Below are 16212 nucleotides of genomic sequence, written 5' to 3' on the forward strand. Positions count from 1 at the left end.
CATGACGGAGATCGACCACGTCGTCCTTCTCGACGAGGCCGGCCGCGCCATCGGCACTGCGCCCAAATCGAGCGTGCACGGCAGTGACACCGCGCTCCACCTGGCCTTCTCATGCCATGTCGTCAACGACTCCGGCGAAGTCCTGGTCACCCGCCGCGCGCTGTCGAAGAAGACCTGGCCGGGCGTCTGGACCAACTCGTTCTGCGGCCACCCGCGGCCGGCGGAGCCGGTGCTCTCCGCCGTGCGGCGCCACGCCGAATCCGAGCTCGGGCTCGTCCTCAGCGACATCCAGCTCGCCCTCCCCCTCTTCCGCTACCGCGCCACCGACGCCAGCGGCGTCGTGGAGTACGAGGTGTGCCCGGTCTACACCGCGCGCGCCGAGCACGAGCCCGTTCTGAACCCCGCGGAAGTGATGGATGCCCGGTGGGTGGACCCGGCCGATCTCGCGGCGTCGCTGGCGACCACCCCGTGGGCCTTCAGCCCGTGGCTCGTCCTCCAGGCCCAGCAGCTCCACCTGTTCGACACTTCCGAACCCCAACGACGGGCCTCATGATCCCCACTGCCACCAGTGCCGAGATCGATCTCGCCATCGACTCGGCGGTGCAGCGCATCAGCGACCGCGCCGCACGCCTGGGCGACGGCTTCTGCGTGCTCGGCGAGGCCATCGCCCGGGCGGCGTCCGGGGGCAAGCGCCTTCGTCCCGCTCTCGTCGTCGCGTCCTTCCACGCCTTCGACGGCGACGAGGATCAGCTGCCGACCGTCTACCGGGTCGCAGCGGCGTTCGAGCTTCTCCACACCGCCTTCGTGGTGCACGACGACGTGATCGACCACGACCTCATCCGTCGCGGCATTCCCAACGTGGGCGGCGAGTTCCGCCTTCGTGCACTCACCGCGGGCGCGAGCCCCGGCGGCGCAGCCACCCTCGGCGACGCCGCCGGGATCCTGGCCGGAGATCTTCTCCTGCACGAGGCCGGCCGGCTCATCGCGACCTCCGACGCCACCTCTCATGCGCGCGAGGCTCTGTTCGGGCTCCTCGACGACGCGGTGTTCATCTCCGCGGCGGGGGAACTCGCCGACGTCGAGAACGCCGTCGTTCCCGATCTCGCCGAAGACGCCGCACTCATCGCCGCCGCCCGCGACAAGACCGCCGTCTACTCCTTCAGTGCACCTCTTCAGGCCGGCGCTGTCCTCGCGGGCGCCGACGAGGCCTCGATCACGGCGCTGGGCGACGCCGGTGCGCGCATCGGCCTCGCCTTCCAGCTCGTGGACGACCTGATCGGCGCATTCGGAACGGCGGACCAGGCGGGCAAGGAGGAGGGCGGCGACCTTCGCGAGGCCAAGCGGACCCCGCTGATCGCTTTCGCCCGACAGACCGCGGCGTGGTCACGCGTCAACGATGCGCTCGCGGTCGCCCACACCGGCCCGATCGCCATTCGCGAAGCCCAGGAGGCCCTCGAGGCCAGCGGCGCCCGCACGCGCCTGCGCGAACTCATCGACGACACGCTCGCCGGAGCGGGAAAGCACTCTGCCGCCCCGGAGCTTCCCGCCGCTGCGAGAATGCTGTTGCAGGACCTCTGCGTCCGCATTCAGGAGAGGATTCCGTGACCGCATCCGGCGATCGTCCCACTGGTCTCGCGCAGTACGACCGCACGGCTGAGGACGCATCCGCTGCCGTCATCGCCGCGTACTCGACCTCCTTCGGTCTCGCGACCCGCCTCTTGGGCACACGCCCCCGCCCGCACGTACGCAACGTCTATGCGCTGGTTCGGGTGGCCGACGAGATCGTGGACGGTCCCGCCCATGAGGCCGGCCTCGATCCCGAGGCCGAACGGGCGGTCTTGGACGATCTCGAGAGCGAGACGATGGCCGCGATCGAGCGCGGGTTCAGCTCCAATCTCGTCGTGCACGCGTTCGCCCGGACCGCGCGCGAGTGCCTCATCGGCGCCGATCTCATCGCGCCCTTCTTCCAGTCCATGCGCACCGACCTCACCGTTGCGAATCACGACGACGCATCGCACGAGGCCTACGTGTACGGGTCGGCCGAGGTGGTGGGGCTGATGTGCCTCCACGTGTTCGTCAACGCCGACAACCCCCGTCCCGCCCTCCCCGACCCGGCACTGGTGGAGGGGGCCCGTCGGCTCGGAGCGGCGTTCCAGGACGTCAACTTCCTCCGAGACCTCTATCACGACGAGGGGGCTCTCGGCCGGGACTACCTCGGTGTCAGCACCGGGCGTCGCAGCCGCACCGAAGTCCTCGACCGGATCGACGCCGACCTCGCCGCCGCCGCCGCAACCATCCCCTCGCTTCCCGCCGACTGCAGACGAGCCGTGACGGTCGCGCACGACCTCTTCGCCGAGCTCTCTCGACGGCTGCGCCGCGAGGATGACGACAGCCGTACCCGGGTCCGCGTACCCGACACCGTCAAGGCCGCTCTCGCCGCGCGCGCGATGCTGGGCCTGCACCCGAGAGGAGCCCGCGCATGACCGCCGAACGAACCGTGGTGATCGGCGGAGGAATCGCCGGCCTCGCCACAGCGGCGCTGCTCGCCGCCGAGGGGCACGATGTGACGGTCCTCGAAGCACGCGAGGACGTCGGCGGACGCGCCGGTTCATGGGAGAGCGACGGCTTCCGCTTCGACACCGGTCCGAGCTGGTACCTCATGCCCGAGGTGTTCGACCACTTCTTCCGTCTGGTCGGCACGACGGCCGATGCCGAGCTCGACCTGGTCAAGCTCGACCCCGCGTACCGGGTCTACCGCGAACCTCAGGTCTCCGGCACCCCGGGAGAGTCCGTGGACGTCCGCTCCGGCCGCGAGGAGGCGACGGCGCTGTTCGAGTCGATCGAGTCCGGGGCGGGCAAGACCCTGGCGACGTATCTCGACTCGGCGGGGAACGCGTACGACCTCGCTGTCTCCCGGTTCCTGTACGACACCTACGAGACCACCGCCGGCCTGCGCGACCCCGCGCTTCTCAAGCGCCTCCCCCAGCTCCTGCCGCTGTTGACCACGACGCTGGCGCGGTTCGTCGATCAGCGCTTCCGTGAGCCGATGCTGCGTCAGATCCTTGAATACCCCGCGGTCTTCCTCGGCGGCTCACCCTATGCCGTGCCGAGCCTCTACCACCTGATGAGCCACCTCGATCTCGACGATCGCGTGCTCTACCCGCGCGGAGGGTTCACCGAGGTCATCCGAGCCGTCGAACGCGTCGCGCGCCGTCAGGGCGTCACGATCCGCACCGACGCCGAGGTGAGCGCGATCCTCACCTCCGCCGATACCGGGCCGGTGCGGGCGACGGGCGTGCGGTTGCACAGCGGAGAGGTGATCGACGCCGACCTGGTGGTCTCGGCCGCCGACCTCCACCACACCGAGACCGCCCTCCTCCCGCGCGAGCTCCAGACCTATCCGGAGGAGTGGTGGACCCGGAAGCAGCCGAGCCCCGGCGCCCTGCTCCTCCTCCTCGGCGTAGAAGGCGAACTCCCCGAGCTCGCTCATCACACGCTGATGTTCGTGGACCAGTGGAAGGCGAACTTCGAGGCGATCTTCGGAGCGAACGCGCACATCCCCGACCCCGCGTCGATCTACATCTGCCGGCCGAGCGCCACCGACGAGACCGTCGCGCCGGCGGGGCACGAGAACCTGTTCGTGCTCGTCCCCATTCCCGCCGATCCCTCACTCGGACGAGGCGGAGTCGATGGAGACGGAGATCCGCGCATCGAGGCAGCCGCCGACCACGTGATCGCACAGATCGCGGAATGGGCCGGCATCACCGATCTCGCCGATCGCATCGTCGTACGCCGCACGATCACACCGGGCGATTTCCTCCACGATCTGCACGCGTGGCGGGGCAACTCTCTGGGACTCGCCCACACGCTGAACCAGAGTGCGGTCTTCCGCCCGCGCAACGCGTCGAAGAAGGTTCGCGGCCTCGTCTACGCCGGATCCTCGACCCTCCCGGGGATCGGCCTGCCCATGTGTCTCATCTCGGCGGAGCTCGTGCTGAAGCGGCTGCGGGGCGACCGGAGCCCGGGGCCGCTCCCCGAGCCTGCGAGGGTCTGAGGTGCCGGGACTCTACCTTCTTGCGATCGTCTTTTCGGGCGCGGGGATGGCGGTGATCGACGCGCGCTACCGGCTCGCGCTGTGGCGGACCCCGCTGGCCACGATCGTCTCCGTCGCGGTGGGCGTGCTCTTCTTCCTCGCCTGGGACGTCGTCGGCATCGTCACCGGCGTGTTCTTCCAGGGGGACAGCCCGCTGTACATCGGCATCTCGATCGCGCCGGAGCTGCCGATCGAGGAGGCCTTCTTCCTCACCTTCCTCTGCTATCTCGCGGTGCTCTTCTACAGCGCCGCGCTGCGCCTGGGAGAGCACCGTGCCCGGCGTGGCCGCACACGGGAAGACGAGCCGCGACCATGACCTACGTGCTGATCAACATCCCTTTCCTCCTCCTCGCAGCCGCCGTGACCCTGGCCACCGTGCGGTTGCCGCGATTCCGCGAGAGGATGGGGGCGTCCCTCGCCGGCGCGGTGGTGCTCGTCATCCTCACCGCCATCTTCGACAATGTGATCATCGGAACAGGACTCGTGGCCTACGACGAAGAACACCGCAGCGGCATCCTCATCGGCCTCGCGCCCATCGAGGACTTCGCCTACGCGATCGCCGCGGCGTTCCTCGTCCCGGCTGTCCACACGCTCATGACCGCCCGACGACCCCGCCGGGAGCAGACCTCATGACGACCCCGACGCCGCTGCGCCCCGGCCCCGTCATCCGACAGCTCTTCGTCTCCTCGCGCCCGGTCAGCTGGATCAACACCGCGTATCCCTTCGCCGCGGCCTACCTGCTGGCCACCCGGCAGGTGGATCTGACGCTCATTCTGGGTGCGCTGTTCTTCCTCATCCCCTACAACGTCGCGATGTACGGCATCAACGACGTCTTCGACTACGAATCCGACCTGCGCAACCCCCGGAAGGGCGGCGCGCACGGCGCGGTACTCGATCGACGGCTCCACGCCCTCACCCTGTGGGTCTCGGGGTTGCTGTGCCTGCCGTTCGTGGCCTACCTGGTGTGGGTCGGCTCGCCGGCTTCCTGGCTCGTCCTGGCGGCGAGCCTGTTCTTCGTGGTGTTCTACAGCGCCCCGCCGCTGCGGTTGAAGGAGCGGCCGTTCGCCGACTCGCTCACCAGCAGCATCCACTTCTTCTCCCCCGCCGTGTACGCGCTGGTCCTCGCCGGCGTGGCCTGGACCTGGCAGCTCGTCGCCGTCATCGTCGCGTTCGCCCTCTGGGGGATCGCCTCCCACGCCTTCGGCGCCGTTCAGGATGTCCTCGCCGACCGAGCGGCGGGCATCAGCTCCATCGCGACGGCTCGCGGTGCGCGGTGGACCGTGCGGTTCGCCCTCGCCTGCTATTTCGCCGCGGGCCTGGTGATCCTCGCGACAGCGTGGCCGGGTCCGCTGGCGGTGATCGCCGTGCTGCCCTACATCGCGATCGTGTGGCCGTACCGTTCGGTCACCGATGAGACCGCGGAGAAGGCGACGATCGGCTGGCGCCGTTTCCTCTGGATCAACCAGATCGCGGGATTCATCGTCACGGTGCTCCTGATCTCCTACGGCCTCCTCACTGCCGCCTGATCAGCGCCTCCGAGGCCGCCCCCACGGGGCGACACATGGCGGATGCCCCGGTCCGGCGCCCCTGGGAAGGGACGCGGTGCCGGGGCATCCGCCTCATCTGCGTCGCGAGTGGCTTACTGCTGGTCGCCGAGCTCGATGAGCCGCTCCACCGCTGCCGTCAGTCGCGCATCGGCTTCGCCGTACGCCGCCCAGTCGGCCGCCTGGAGAGCTGCCTGGCGATCCATCATCGCGTCCTGCGCCTCCTGCAGCGCCGCCTGGTACTCATCGGCGGGCGGAACGGTGGGCGCGGGCGTCTCCCCGGCCTCACCGGATTCGGACGGCGTGGGCGTCGGAGTCGGACTCGGCGAGGGGTTGGCGTCCGGCGGCACGTCCGTGTCACCGGCCGTGGCCCCCGAGTCGCCGCCGAACAGGGTGTCCAGCGCCTCGTTCAGCGTGTTCTCGAACGCGATGCGGTCGCCGAACGCGACCAGCACGCGCTGGAGGGTCGGCAGCTGCGTGCCACCGGAGGACTGGACGAACACCGGCTGCACGTAGAGCAGACCGCCACCGACGGGGAGCGTCAGGAGGTTGCCGTTGAGCACATCGGACTGTCCCTGCGAGAGGATGTTGATCTGCGCCGAGACGGTGGGGTCGGCGTCGAAGGTGTTCTGCACCTGGCCGGGGCCGGGCACGGGGGTCTCCGCATCGATCTCCAGCATCCGAAGCTTGCCGTAGTCTTCGCTCTTCACCCCCGCCTCGGATCCGGCGTTCGAGTCGACCGCGAGATACCCCATGAGCACGTTCCGGCTCGCCCCGCCCTCGGAGGAGGGGATGAAGGTCGTGAACATCGAGTAGCTCGGCGCCTCCTGGCCCGGCATCTGGATCGTGGAGTAGTACGGCGGCTGGAAGCTGCCGGGATCCTGCGGGTCCTCGGGGGTCGCCCAGGCGTTGTCGCGCTGGTAGAAGGCCCGCGCGTCGTCCACGTGGTAGACACCGAGCATGGCGCGCTGGATCTTGAACAGATCGGTCGGGTAGCGCACGTGGCTCATCAGGTCTGCCGACATCTCGCTGATCGGCTGCACGGTGGAGGGGTAGACCTTCTGCCAGGCCTGCAGGATCGGGTCCTCCTCATCCCACGCGTACAGCGTGACGGAACCGTCGTAGGCGTCGACCGTGGCCTTGACCGAGTTCCGCACGTAGTTGATGTCGTCGATGGCGAACCGCGGCTGGACGTTGTTGGCATCCGCGATCGCCTGCTGCAGGCTCACCGTCGTGGAGTAGGGGTAGTTCGCGCTCAGTGTGTAGCCGTCGACGATCCACACGATCCGCCCGTCCACGACGCTCGGGTAGGGGTCGCTGTCGAGCGTCAGGTAGGGCGCCGCCTTCTCGACGCGCGTCAGCGGGTCGCGGTCGTAGAGGATCTGCGATTCCTCGTTGACGAAGTCGGAGAACAGGATCTGCTCCGACTGGAACTTCAGTGCGTAGATGAGGCGGTTGAAGACGTTGCCGACGCTCGGCCCGCCGTCACCGGTGAACGTGTACCGGGTCTCGCTCTCCCCGTCTGCGCCGGAGGGGTAGTCGAGCTCGAACGGCTCCGTTCCCTCCGGAGCGCCCACGATCGAGTAGGGCGGGGAGTTCTCGCCGAAGTAGACGCGCGGCTGGTACTCCTCCTCCTCGGTGAGCACGCCGGAGACCGGGATGCCTCGCTCGATGAACTCGGGGAAGCCCTCGACGGTGCGCGCATTGCCGCGCGCCGCGACCATGCCGTAGCCGTGCGTGTACACGACAGTGGTGTTCTGCCAGGTCGACGCCTGCCCGAGCCGCTCCACATCGAGCTCGCGCACCGAGACGATGGTGTCCTGGGACTGCCCGTCGATCTCGTACCGGTCCACGTCCAGCGTTTCGGGGAACTGGTAGAACGCGCGGTACTGCTCCTGCTGCCGGACGGTCGGGCTGATGATGGCGGGGTCCATGATGCGGATGGATGCGGTCGTCTCCGCGTCCTCGCGCAGCTGACCGGGCTCGACGTCGGTGACGGCGGAGAAGTCGGTCTTCTCCAGCCCGTCGATGCCGTAGGCCATCTTCGTCATGTCGATGTTGCGCTGGTAGTACTCGCTCTCGAGCGTGAGCTGATTCGGCCGCACCTGGAAGGTGTTGAGCACCCACGGGTACCCGACGCCGACCACGATGGCGGAGATCACCAGGAGAGCCGTGGCGATCAGGGGGTAGCGCCACCGTCCGATCACGGCGGTCACGAAGAACAGGATCGCGACGATCGCCGCGACGATCGCGAGGATCGTCTGACCGGGGATGATCGCGTTGACACCGGTGTATCCGGGGCCGGTGATGCGGTTGTCGTACGGCTCGACGAGCGTCCGGTAGCGGTCCAGCCACAGGCTTGCCGCCTGGACCAGGATGTACAGACCCGCGATGACCGCGAGCTGGATACGGGCCGCCTTGGAGATGCGTAGCTCCCGCTGCCCGACCCGGACCGAGCCGTAGAGGTAGGACACCAGTCCCGAGACCAGCAGACACACCAGGAGGACCGCGGAGGCGAAGCCGAGGACCGAGCCGTAGAACGGCATGGCGAACATGTAGAACCCGGTGTCCAGGCCGAACTCGGGGTCGGTCACCGTGGTCTGCACCCCGTTGAACCACAGCCAGGTCGTCTCCCACTGGGTCGAGGCGGCGAACCCGGCGAAGAAGCCGAAGAACACCGGAATCCCCCACATGGCCAGGCGGCGCAGGGGCTCGACAACCTCCTGGTAGCGGTCGAGCTGGGAGCTCAGACGCGCGTACACCGGCCGGAGCCGATAGGCGAGCTGGATCGCGAGCCAGACGGGGATGCCCATGGCGAGGAAGCCGACGGCGAACATCACCACGCGCGCGACCCACTGGGTCACGAGCACCGAGGTGAATTCCAGCTGCTCGTACCAGAGCCAGTCGGCGTAGAGGTTGGCGAAGATGAAGAAGGCCGCCACGAGTGCCGCGATGACGGCGAGGGTGATGGCGATCGCCCGTCGGGATCGGGAGGGTGCGGCCTGCGGCGCGGGGGTCGTGGTCACGGTGTCAATCCTAAGAGGGCGTTTCCCGGCGCACGCGCGGGCGGGGTGTGGTCAGGGCGAACGCTCAGCCCGCTGTCGGTCAGCCGACCGCGGACGTCGTCGCCGTACAGGTGGGAAGCGCATCCAGATCTCCGCCGTCGGCGACGGTCTCCACCGCGGTGAGGGCATCGTCGAGATCCCCGACGGCGAAGACGCGCAGTCCGTCGGGGACGTGCCCGACCACCTCGTCGCAGTTGGCCTGCGGGGCGAGGAACCACTTCGCGCCGGCGTCGACCGCGCCCCACATCTTCTGGCGGATGCCGCCGATCGGCCCGACGACACCGTCCGAGGTGATGGTGCCGGTTCCGGCGACGTCCTCGCCGCCGGTCAGATCGCCCGGAGTGAGGAGGTCGACGATCCCGAGGGCGAACATCATCCCGGCGCTCGGACCGCCGACGTTGTTCAGCTGGATCTGCACGTCGATGGGGAACTCGAAGTCGGTGGCGAGCACGACCCCGATCACCCACGAGGTGGTGCCGTCCGCGTCGGTCTGCTCGTCCGGGATGACGGAGACCTGCTCCTCCGCCCCGTCTCGCAGGATCGTCAGCTCCACCGCGTCGCCCTCGCCGGCGTTGATGACCTCACGCAGGTCGTCGACCCCGTCGATGGGCGTGCCGTTCGCGGCCAGGATCACATCGTCGACCTCCAGGATGCCCCGTGAGGCGGAGCCGTCGGAGAACTCGTAGACGACGATGTCCGACGGCACGTCGAAGCCCGCCTTGGTGAGGGCGGCCGCGGTGGCGTCCTGCTGGGAGTCGACCATCATGGCGGTGCTCTGATCACGGCGCTGTTCGGTGGTCTGACCCGCCGGGAAGACCGACTCCAGCGGAAGGACGGCGCGGGTGCGGTCGAACCACGCCCCCGCGAGCTCCAGCCACGAGGGTGTGCGCTGCGGATTGCCGACGACCTGCACCGTGAGGAGGTCCAGCGACCCGTCGGTCGGATAGGTCTCCGCGCCGTCGACGGTGATGAGCGGCACGTCCTCGCCGTCGGCGTTCTGGGCGGTGCCCAGGGTGTTGTAGACCGGTCCGGGCTGTTGGATCACGTAGGCGGTCGGCAGGAAGGTGAGGACCAGCAGCACGACCAGCGCGATCACCAGCGCCCAGATGCCCGCCAGCGTGGCTCGGCTCAGGGGCCGCCGTGGCGGCGGCGTGACCGTCACCTTCTCGTCGAACAGCACCACCGATGTCCCTGCTTCCTGCCGTGATCCTCGTGCCGATGTCGATCGTTCGCGACCGGCGTAAGGGTTCATCCCGCCTGTTCACAGAGTGCGATCATCCGTGCCACTAGCGTAGACACCACGTCTTTGACCCGGCTGAGAGGGCGATTCACGTGCCAGACGACGACCGCAGCCCCGAGGATGAGTTCCAGGAGCTCATGCGCCAACTCTTCGGAGGAGGAGGCGGCGCGCCCGATCCGGAGGCGTTCGCGCGCCTGTCGGGCATGAACATCGATCCCGCGATGATGCAGACGATCATGTCCCAGCTGCAGGGTGCATTCGCCGCCGGCAGCGACGGCATCCCCTGGGACGCGACCAAACGCGGTGCTCTCCACATCGCGAACCAGGACGGGCTGAGCGTCACCGGTGGCCAGCAGACCGACCTCGACCAGGCGTTCGCGCTGGCCAATCTGTGGCTCGGCGAGGCGACGTCGGTGTCGGATCTGTCGACGACGCCGAGGGTGATCACCCGCGGCGCGTGGGTCGAGGCGACGCTGCCCGTCTGGCAGGAACTGGCCGAGCCGGTGGCCACGAGCATTACCGACGCCCTCACCCGAGCCCTCAGCGAGCAGGCGCCGGAGGAGATGAAGGCGCTGGTCGAAGGGGCCGGCCGGCTCATGCGCACCGTGGGCGGGTCGCTCTTCGCGTCCCAGCTGGGCCAGGTCGTGGGGAACCTCTCCAAGGAGGTCGTCAGCGGCGGAGACGTCGGCATCCCGCTCATGCCCGATGGCGAGGCGGCGATCCTGCCGCAGAACTTCACCGACTTCGGGCGGGACCTGGAGATCCCGGACGATCAGCTGGCGCTCTACGTCGCCGCCCGCGAACTCGCCCACGCCCGCCTGTTCCGGCATGCCCGCTGGTTGCGCCTGCACGTCATCTCGCAGGTCACCGAGTTCGCTCGTGCCATCCACGTCGACACCGACGCGCTCGAGGACCTGGCGACGCGGTTCGATCCGTCCGAGCCCGAGGAGCTGCGTCGCGCCTTGGAGAGCGGTGCACTCCTCCCCCCGCGCTCGGACGCGCAGAATGCTGCCCTCGCCCGCCTGGAGAACCTCCTCGCGACCATCGAAGGCTGGGTGGACGTGGTCACCGAAGACGCCACGTCGCGCCTTCCCTCCGCTGCCCGGATCGCGGAAGCGGTTCGCCGTCGCCGCGCCGTGGGGGGACCGGCCGAGCGAGCCCTGGGCTCGCTCGTGGGCCTCGAGCTGCGACCGCGTCGCATGCGCGAGGCCGCGGCGATGTGGCGCGCGGTGACCGCCGCGGTCGGCATCGCCGGTCGCGACGGCCTGTGGGACTACCCCGACCTCATGCCCGGAGCCGATGACATCGACGATCCCTCGGCGCTCGTCTCGCGACTGCAGGCACGCGCACGCGGCGAAGAACCGGCGCGCGACGAGATGGACGACGCGCTGGAGCGTCTGCTGTCGGGCGAGACGGACTCGGACGGGCCGGAGGATCCCCGACCGGTGTGACACCTCACCTCTCCTGCACAGGCGGGCGGTGAGGGGCGGGACCGAGCCGACGCTGTGGACAGCGACCGCGGGGCCCCCGACACCGACGAGGATCGGGGCATGCTCCGACTGGATCCCGCCTTTCCTCCGCTGTGGCGCTCCCCCTGGGCGGTGCAGTTCGGGCTGGACTCGGTGGCGACACTGACCGCTCCCGACACGTGGCAGGAGCGTCTGATCCATGAGCTGGGCACCGGTCTTCCCGCTGCGGCGCTGCCGCTGGTGGCGGCATCGCTGGGAGCTCCGGCGGGAGGCGCCGAGGATCTCCTCGCCGCGATCTCACCGGCCCTGGAGCGACCGCGACCGCCGACGCCGACGAGAGCCGTCATCCAGGTCGCAGATGATGTCGCCCCGGCGGTGGTCGAAACGCTCGAGGCGGCCCTCGCGTGCTGCGGTGTGGCGCTGGAACGCTCCGACTGGCCGGGCGAGATGCCGTCGGATCGCGCTCTGCCGGTGGTCGCCCTCGCCGCCCACCTCGTCCATCCCGCGCGGGCGGCCGCCCTGATGGCCTCCGACGTCACCCATCTGCCGGTCATCCTCGCCGGGAGCCGCGTGCGCGTCGGTCCTCTCATCGTGCCGGGGATCACGGCCTGCCTGAGCTGCCTGGCTCTGACATCCACAGACGCGGACGGAGGATGGCCGCTGCTGGCGGCTCAACTCTGCGGGAGGCCCATCGTCGAGGTCGCGCCGACCCTCCTGGTCGAGGCTGCGGCGTGGGCGGTCCGGCTCCTCAGCGGCGAGGGGACGACGACGCCGACGTCGACCGAGCTTGTCTTGTCGGCTGCGCCCGCGCCCCGGTTCCTGCCGCACCTCCCGCACGTACGGTGCGGGTGCCGATCTCCTGCAGGAACCGCGACGGGCGGCGATCGCGCGGTCCGCGCGACCAGCTCAGATCCAGGGTCCGAACGGCCCGCGTGATGCCCACGTAGGCCAGCCGCCGCTCCTCGTCGATCGTCTCGAAGGTCTGCGCATACGAGATGGGAAGCACCCCCTCCGCGAGGCCGACGAGGTGCACGTGATCCCACTCCAGGCCTTTCGCCGCGTGGAGGGTGGCGAGCATCACGGTGCGCAGGGTCGGCTCCTCCTGCACCTTCGCCCGCCGGAGCAGATCGTCGGCGAACGCACGCAGGGTCGTTCCCTCCGGCGCCTCCTCCGCGAGGCGGAGAAGAGCGGCTCGCGCCTCCCACGCATCGCGCACCGCGCCGCCGGCCGGCGGCGGGTCGTCGGTCAGCCCGAGGGAGCGCAGCACATCGCGGACCGCCTCCACGAATGTTCCGGTCAGGGGCGCCACAGCGGCGGCCCGCAACGCCATCACCGCCTGACGCACCTCGGGGACATCGAAGAACCGGCGACCGCCGAGCACGCTCGCCGCGATCCCGACATCCGCCAGCGCCCGCAGCAGCTCTGCGGACTGCGCGTGGGCACGGTAGAGAACCGCGATGTCTGCCGGATCGACGCCCGCGGCGATGCGTGCGCGGATCCGAGCAGCCACCGCCCGTGCCTCGTCGCGCTCGTCGTCGAAAGCGGTGACCGTCGGCAGCGACGCGTCGCCGCCGGCATCCGCCCCCTTCCCCGAACGTCCGCCGCTGTCTCGCCCTGCGGACACCAGGTGCAGCGCACCGGGACGGTCTTTCATCAGCGCGTTAGCGACACCGAGGATCGCCGGAGTGGAGCGGTAGTTGCGTTCCAGACGGATGACGCGGGCACCGGCGTGGCGCCGCTCGAAATCGAGGAGGAATCTCGGGTCCGCTCCCGCGAAGGAGTAGATCGTCTGACTGGCGTCGCCGACCACGCAGAGGTCACGTCGATCGCCGAGCCACAGTTCGAGGAGGCGGGCCTGGAGCGGCGAGACGTCCTGATACTCATCGACGGTGAAGTGGCGGTACTGCTCATGGATGGTCGCGGCTACGCGCGGCTCGGCCTCGATCATGCCCGCGCACGCGAGCAGGACGTCCTGGAAGTCGATCTGCCGACGCTGGTCCTTCAGCTCCTCGTAGGCCCGCTGCAGACGCACGACGCGTTCGACGTCGAGGCCTCCCACGCCCTGAGGCCGGTCGCGCGCGTACTCGTCGACCGAGCGCATCGTGACCTTCCGCCATTCGATCTCGCCCGCGACGTCCCGCAGCGTGGCGGTGTCGGGCTCGAGCCCGATGCCGTCGGCGGCGTGTGCCAGGAGCCGAACCTTGTTGTCGACGATCGACGGCATGGAGTCGCCCGCGAGCGTCGGCCAGAAGTAGTTCAGCTGCGCCAGCGCCGTGGCGTGGAAGGTCCGCGCAGACACCCCTTCGACGCCGAGGGCACGCAGACGCGCGCGCATCTCTCCGGCGGCCTTCGTGGTGAAGGTCACCGCCATGACGCGACCGGGCGAGTAGGCGCCCGTGTCGACACCGTGGGCGATGCGGTGCGTGATGACGCGGGTCTTGCCGGTTCCGGCGCCTGCGAGCACCACGACGGGTCCGCGCAGTGCCGTCACCGCCTCGCGCTGTTGTTCGTCGAGGTGCTCCAGCGGACCGGTCACGGCGACCCCGCCGCGTACCAGTCGCTGATGAGGCGATGGGCGATGGACGCCGGTCCGGGAAGCAGAAGATCGCCGCGCCCGGCGAGGGCGTCGCCGATCTCGGGGCGCAGGAACCACCGCACACTCACGATCTCCTCGCCGTCGGGCCGGGCCATGCCGGCGTCGACGGCCTCGGCGAGGAACCCCACCATGAGCGAGCGCGGGTAGGGCCAGGCCTGCGAGGCCCGGTACTGCAGATCCCCGACCTCCACACCCGCCTCCTCCCGGATCTCCCGGCGGACCGCGCCCTCGAGGGACTCGCCCGCCTCGACGAACCCTGCGAAGCAGGAGTACCGCTGATCGGTCCACGCCGCATTCGAACCCAGAAGAAGACGGTCCGGGTCGTGGGGATGGGTGATGGCGACGATCACGGCGGGGTCGGTGCGGGGGAAGTGCTCCCGCCCGCAGGACGGGCACTGTCTCGACCACCCCGCGTGGCGGACCTCGGTGCGAGCGCCGCACGCAGGACAGAACGGCGCCTCGACGAGCCATCGCCCGAGACTCACCGCGGCGACGGCGAGCGACGCCTCGGCGGGATGCAGCTGGGGTGCCGCGATCCGCAGCGACTCGGTCATCACGGGACCGGCCTCGCCGCCCGGCGCGCCGGCATCAGCGGCGAGGACGGCCATCACCACGGCCGCACCGCGCTCGTCACGACCCAGGAACGCCCACTCCTCGACCAGCTCCGCAGCGCCGGGTTCGGCCCACCGGCTCACCGTGTCCCACACGAGTCCGCCCTCGCTCGTGGGGACCCGATCGCCGCAGACCGCGAGCACGCGCGTGGCGGGGTCGGCGAGGACAGTCGGAAGCAGCCCCGCGGTGAAGCGGTCGTCCGCGGCACGGTCCCACCGCGTCACCCGACCGGGGACCCTCGGACGGGGCCGTTCTCGGGCGCTGTCGGACGATGTCATCGAGACCTTCCCGCGTTGGTCGACGAGCCAGGGCGTGGCGCGAAGGCCCGGCGGCGTGCCCGACCTACCCTGGGCTCATGGCACGCTCACCCCTCACTCTAGCCGCGTCGGTGACCTCCGCTCTGCCCGGCGCCGGCGTCGTCGGCGTCGCCGCGCTGACCGAGAACAGCGCCGGACGGTACGACTCCGCGCTGGTCGATCTCGACGATGGACGTCGCGTGGTCGTGCGCGCCCCGGTCGATGACGGTGCGGCGGCCGAGACGGCGGCCGAGGTGCGCGCTCTGACGGTGCTGACGTCCGGTGTGCGCGGTCTCCTTCCCTTCCGCGTGCCGACCGTGCTGGGCCAGACCACCCTTGTCGGCGGTCGTGCCGTCGTCGCCGACTTCCTGCCGGGCTATCGCGTCGACCCCCCGCACCTGCCCGCGGGCCGCGGGGCCGCCACCTCCCTCGGAGAGGCGATCGCGGCGGTTCACGCCCTCCCGGTCTCTGTGATCCGCGACGAGGGACTCCCCGCTCGAACGACTCGCCAGCTGCGCGATGACATCGAGCGCACGGTCGAGCGCGCCGTGGCGACCCGCCGTCTTCCGCCGAGCCTCGACGTGCGCTGGAGCCAGGCACTGAACGCCGAGGAGCTGTGGCGCTTCGAGACCACCGTCGTCCTCGGCGGTGCCGGCGCCTCGTCCTTCCTCTTCGAGGACTTCGCCGGCGAGCCCCGCGTCACCGGCGTCCTGGACTGGCACGGGCTGAGCGTGGGGGATCCGGCGGGCGACTTCATGTGGCTCGCCTCGGCCCCCGACGCCGCGGACGACGTCTTCGCCTCCTACCTCGCCCGCAGCGTTCACGCTCCCGACGGGCTGCTGCGTGAGCGGGCGCGGCTGTACGCGGAGCTCGAGTTCGCCAGATGGCTCGTGCACGGGCACGAGACGGGCCGGGCCGACATCGTGGACGACGCGGTGGAGCTTCTGGAGTCGCTGGCCGCCGGCGTGGCCGGCGACGACATCGTTCCGCAGGATCGCGGCGACGTCGACGACGCGATCGCCCTGCTCGACCGCGTGCCGGGGCCCGGCGCAACGGTGGTGGACACCTCCATGCAGACCGACGCCTACGACCCCGCCGAGGTCTCGGCGTGGTTCGGTGACGATCCAGACGATCAGGACGCTGCCGAGGACGCGCCCTCGCCCGCGCGATCGGCGGATCCGGCCGACACGGCGCCGCTGGACCTCGGACCGATCCGCGGGCGAGTGGACGACGTGGACGAAGCCGAGCGCGCGTCGCAGGCGGCGCTGCGACGCTGGGCCGTCTCGGAGTAGCCGAC

Annotated in this window: 13 protein-coding genes; 9 read left to right on the plus strand and 4 right to left on the minus strand. The window is 70.1% G+C overall.

Annotated features, from left to right (window positions below; translation table 11 throughout):
• Position 1: 1 nt before the first annotated feature.
• The 7 genes from idi to HDC37_RS10545 are packed head-to-tail and all read left to right on the plus strand — an operon-like array spanning position 2 to position 5619.
• Positions 2–553: an isopentenyl-diphosphate Delta-isomerase gene (gene idi / locus HDC37_RS10515; RefSeq protein WP_179560343.1), complete on the plus strand. Its 552-nt coding sequence runs from the start codon at positions 2–4 to the stop codon at positions 551–553.
• A complete protein-coding gene (locus HDC37_RS10520; protein WP_179560344.1) occupies positions 550–1605 on the plus strand; it encodes a polyprenyl synthetase family protein in 1056 nt (351 codons plus the stop codon). Before idi ends, HDC37_RS10520 begins: the two co-directional genes overlap by 4 nt.
• Positions 1602–2483, plus strand: coding sequence for a squalene/phytoene synthase family protein (locus HDC37_RS10525; RefSeq protein WP_179560345.1), 882 nt, complete (start codon positions 1602–1604; stop codon positions 2481–2483). The genes HDC37_RS10520 and HDC37_RS10525 overlap by 4 nt, the downstream gene beginning before the upstream one ends.
• A complete protein-coding gene (crtI, locus tag HDC37_RS10530) occupies positions 2480–4054 on the plus strand; it encodes a phytoene desaturase family protein (protein WP_179560346.1) in 1575 nt (524 codons plus the stop codon). The genes HDC37_RS10525 and crtI overlap by 4 nt, the downstream gene beginning before the upstream one ends.
• A 1-nt stretch (position 4055) precedes the next feature.
• A complete protein-coding gene (locus HDC37_RS10535) occupies positions 4056–4409 on the plus strand; it encodes a lycopene cyclase domain-containing protein (protein WP_179560347.1) in 354 nt (117 codons plus the stop codon).
• Positions 4406–4726: a lycopene cyclase domain-containing protein gene (locus HDC37_RS10540; RefSeq protein ID WP_179560348.1), complete on the plus strand. Its 321-nt coding sequence runs from the start codon at positions 4406–4408 to the stop codon at positions 4724–4726. Before HDC37_RS10535 ends, HDC37_RS10540 begins: the two co-directional genes overlap by 4 nt.
• Positions 4723–5619: a prenyltransferase gene (locus HDC37_RS10545; RefSeq protein WP_179560349.1), complete on the plus strand. Its 897-nt coding sequence runs from the start codon at positions 4723–4725 to the stop codon at positions 5617–5619. The genes HDC37_RS10540 and HDC37_RS10545 overlap by 4 nt, the downstream gene beginning before the upstream one ends.
• 113 nt (positions 5620–5732) lie before the next feature.
• Here the strand turns inward: HDC37_RS10545 and HDC37_RS10550 are convergent, their stop codons facing one another.
• Both HDC37_RS10550 and HDC37_RS10555 read right to left on the minus strand, forming a co-directional pair.
• A complete protein-coding gene (locus HDC37_RS10550) occupies positions 5733–8663 on the minus strand; it encodes a UPF0182 family protein (RefSeq protein ID WP_179560350.1) in 2931 nt (976 codons plus the stop codon).
• A 79-nt stretch (positions 8664–8742) separates the two neighbouring features.
• The gene (locus HDC37_RS10555; RefSeq protein ID WP_179560351.1) at positions 8743–9885 is read right to left on the minus strand and encodes a S16 family serine protease; all 1143 of its coding nucleotides are present in this window, start codon (positions 9883–9885) and stop codon (positions 8743–8745) included.
• Between the two features lie 194 nt (positions 9886–10079).
• Between HDC37_RS10555 and HDC37_RS10560 the strand changes: the two genes are divergently transcribed.
• Complete coding sequence (locus tag HDC37_RS10560; RefSeq protein ID WP_179560528.1) at positions 10080–11393, plus strand: zinc-dependent metalloprotease; 1314 nt, start codon at positions 10080–10082, stop codon at positions 11391–11393.
• Positions 11394–12159: 766 nt separating this feature from the next.
• On the opposite strand, the gene HDC37_RS10565 is transcribed toward HDC37_RS10560, so the two are convergent.
• Positions 12160–13947 (minus strand): ATP-dependent helicase, encoded by a 1788-nt coding sequence (locus tag HDC37_RS10565; protein WP_179560352.1) that lies wholly within the window; start codon positions 13945–13947, stop codon positions 12160–12162.
• Positions 13944–14843 (minus strand): NAD(+) diphosphatase, encoded by a 900-nt coding sequence (nudC, locus tag HDC37_RS10570; RefSeq protein ID WP_308472174.1) that lies wholly within the window; start codon positions 14841–14843, stop codon positions 13944–13946. The genes HDC37_RS10565 and nudC overlap by 4 nt, the downstream gene beginning before the upstream one ends.
• Before the next feature lie 131 nt (positions 14844–14974).
• Between nudC and HDC37_RS10575 the strand changes: the two genes are divergently transcribed.
• Complete coding sequence (locus HDC37_RS10575) at positions 14975–16207, plus strand: phosphotransferase (RefSeq protein ID WP_179560354.1); 1233 nt, start codon at positions 14975–14977, stop codon at positions 16205–16207.
• Positions 16208–16212: the final 5 nt, after the last annotated feature.

Source organism: Microbacterium sp. AK009, from assembly GCF_013410955.1.
Classification (GTDB): Bacteria; Actinomycetota; Actinomycetes; order Actinomycetales; family Microbacteriaceae; genus Microbacterium.

Excerpts from the sequence above, each read along its gene's own strand:
- HDC37_RS10520 (WP_179560344.1), top strand. The coding sequence starts at position 550 with ATGATCCCCACTGCCACCAGTGCCGAGATCGATCTCGCCATCGACTCG.
- HDC37_RS10540 (WP_179560348.1), top strand. The coding sequence starts at position 4,406 with ATGACCTACGTGCTGATCAACATCCCTTTCCTCCTCCTCGCAGCCGCC.
- HDC37_RS10560 (WP_179560528.1), top strand. The coding sequence starts at position 10,080 with ATGCGCCAACTCTTCGGAGGAGGAGGCGGCGCGCCCGATCCGGAGGCG.
- idi (WP_179560343.1), top strand. The coding sequence starts at position 2 with ATGACGGAGATCGACCACGTCGTCCTTCTCGACGAGGCCGGCCGCGCC.
- HDC37_RS10545 (WP_179560349.1), top strand. The coding sequence starts at position 4,723 with ATGACGACCCCGACGCCGCTGCGCCCCGGCCCCGTCATCCGACAGCTC.
- HDC37_RS10575 (WP_179560354.1), top strand. The coding sequence starts at position 14,975 with ATGGCACGCTCACCCCTCACTCTAGCCGCGTCGGTGACCTCCGCTCTG.
- crtI (WP_179560346.1), top strand. The coding sequence starts at position 2,480 with ATGACCGCCGAACGAACCGTGGTGATCGGCGGAGGAATCGCCGGCCTC.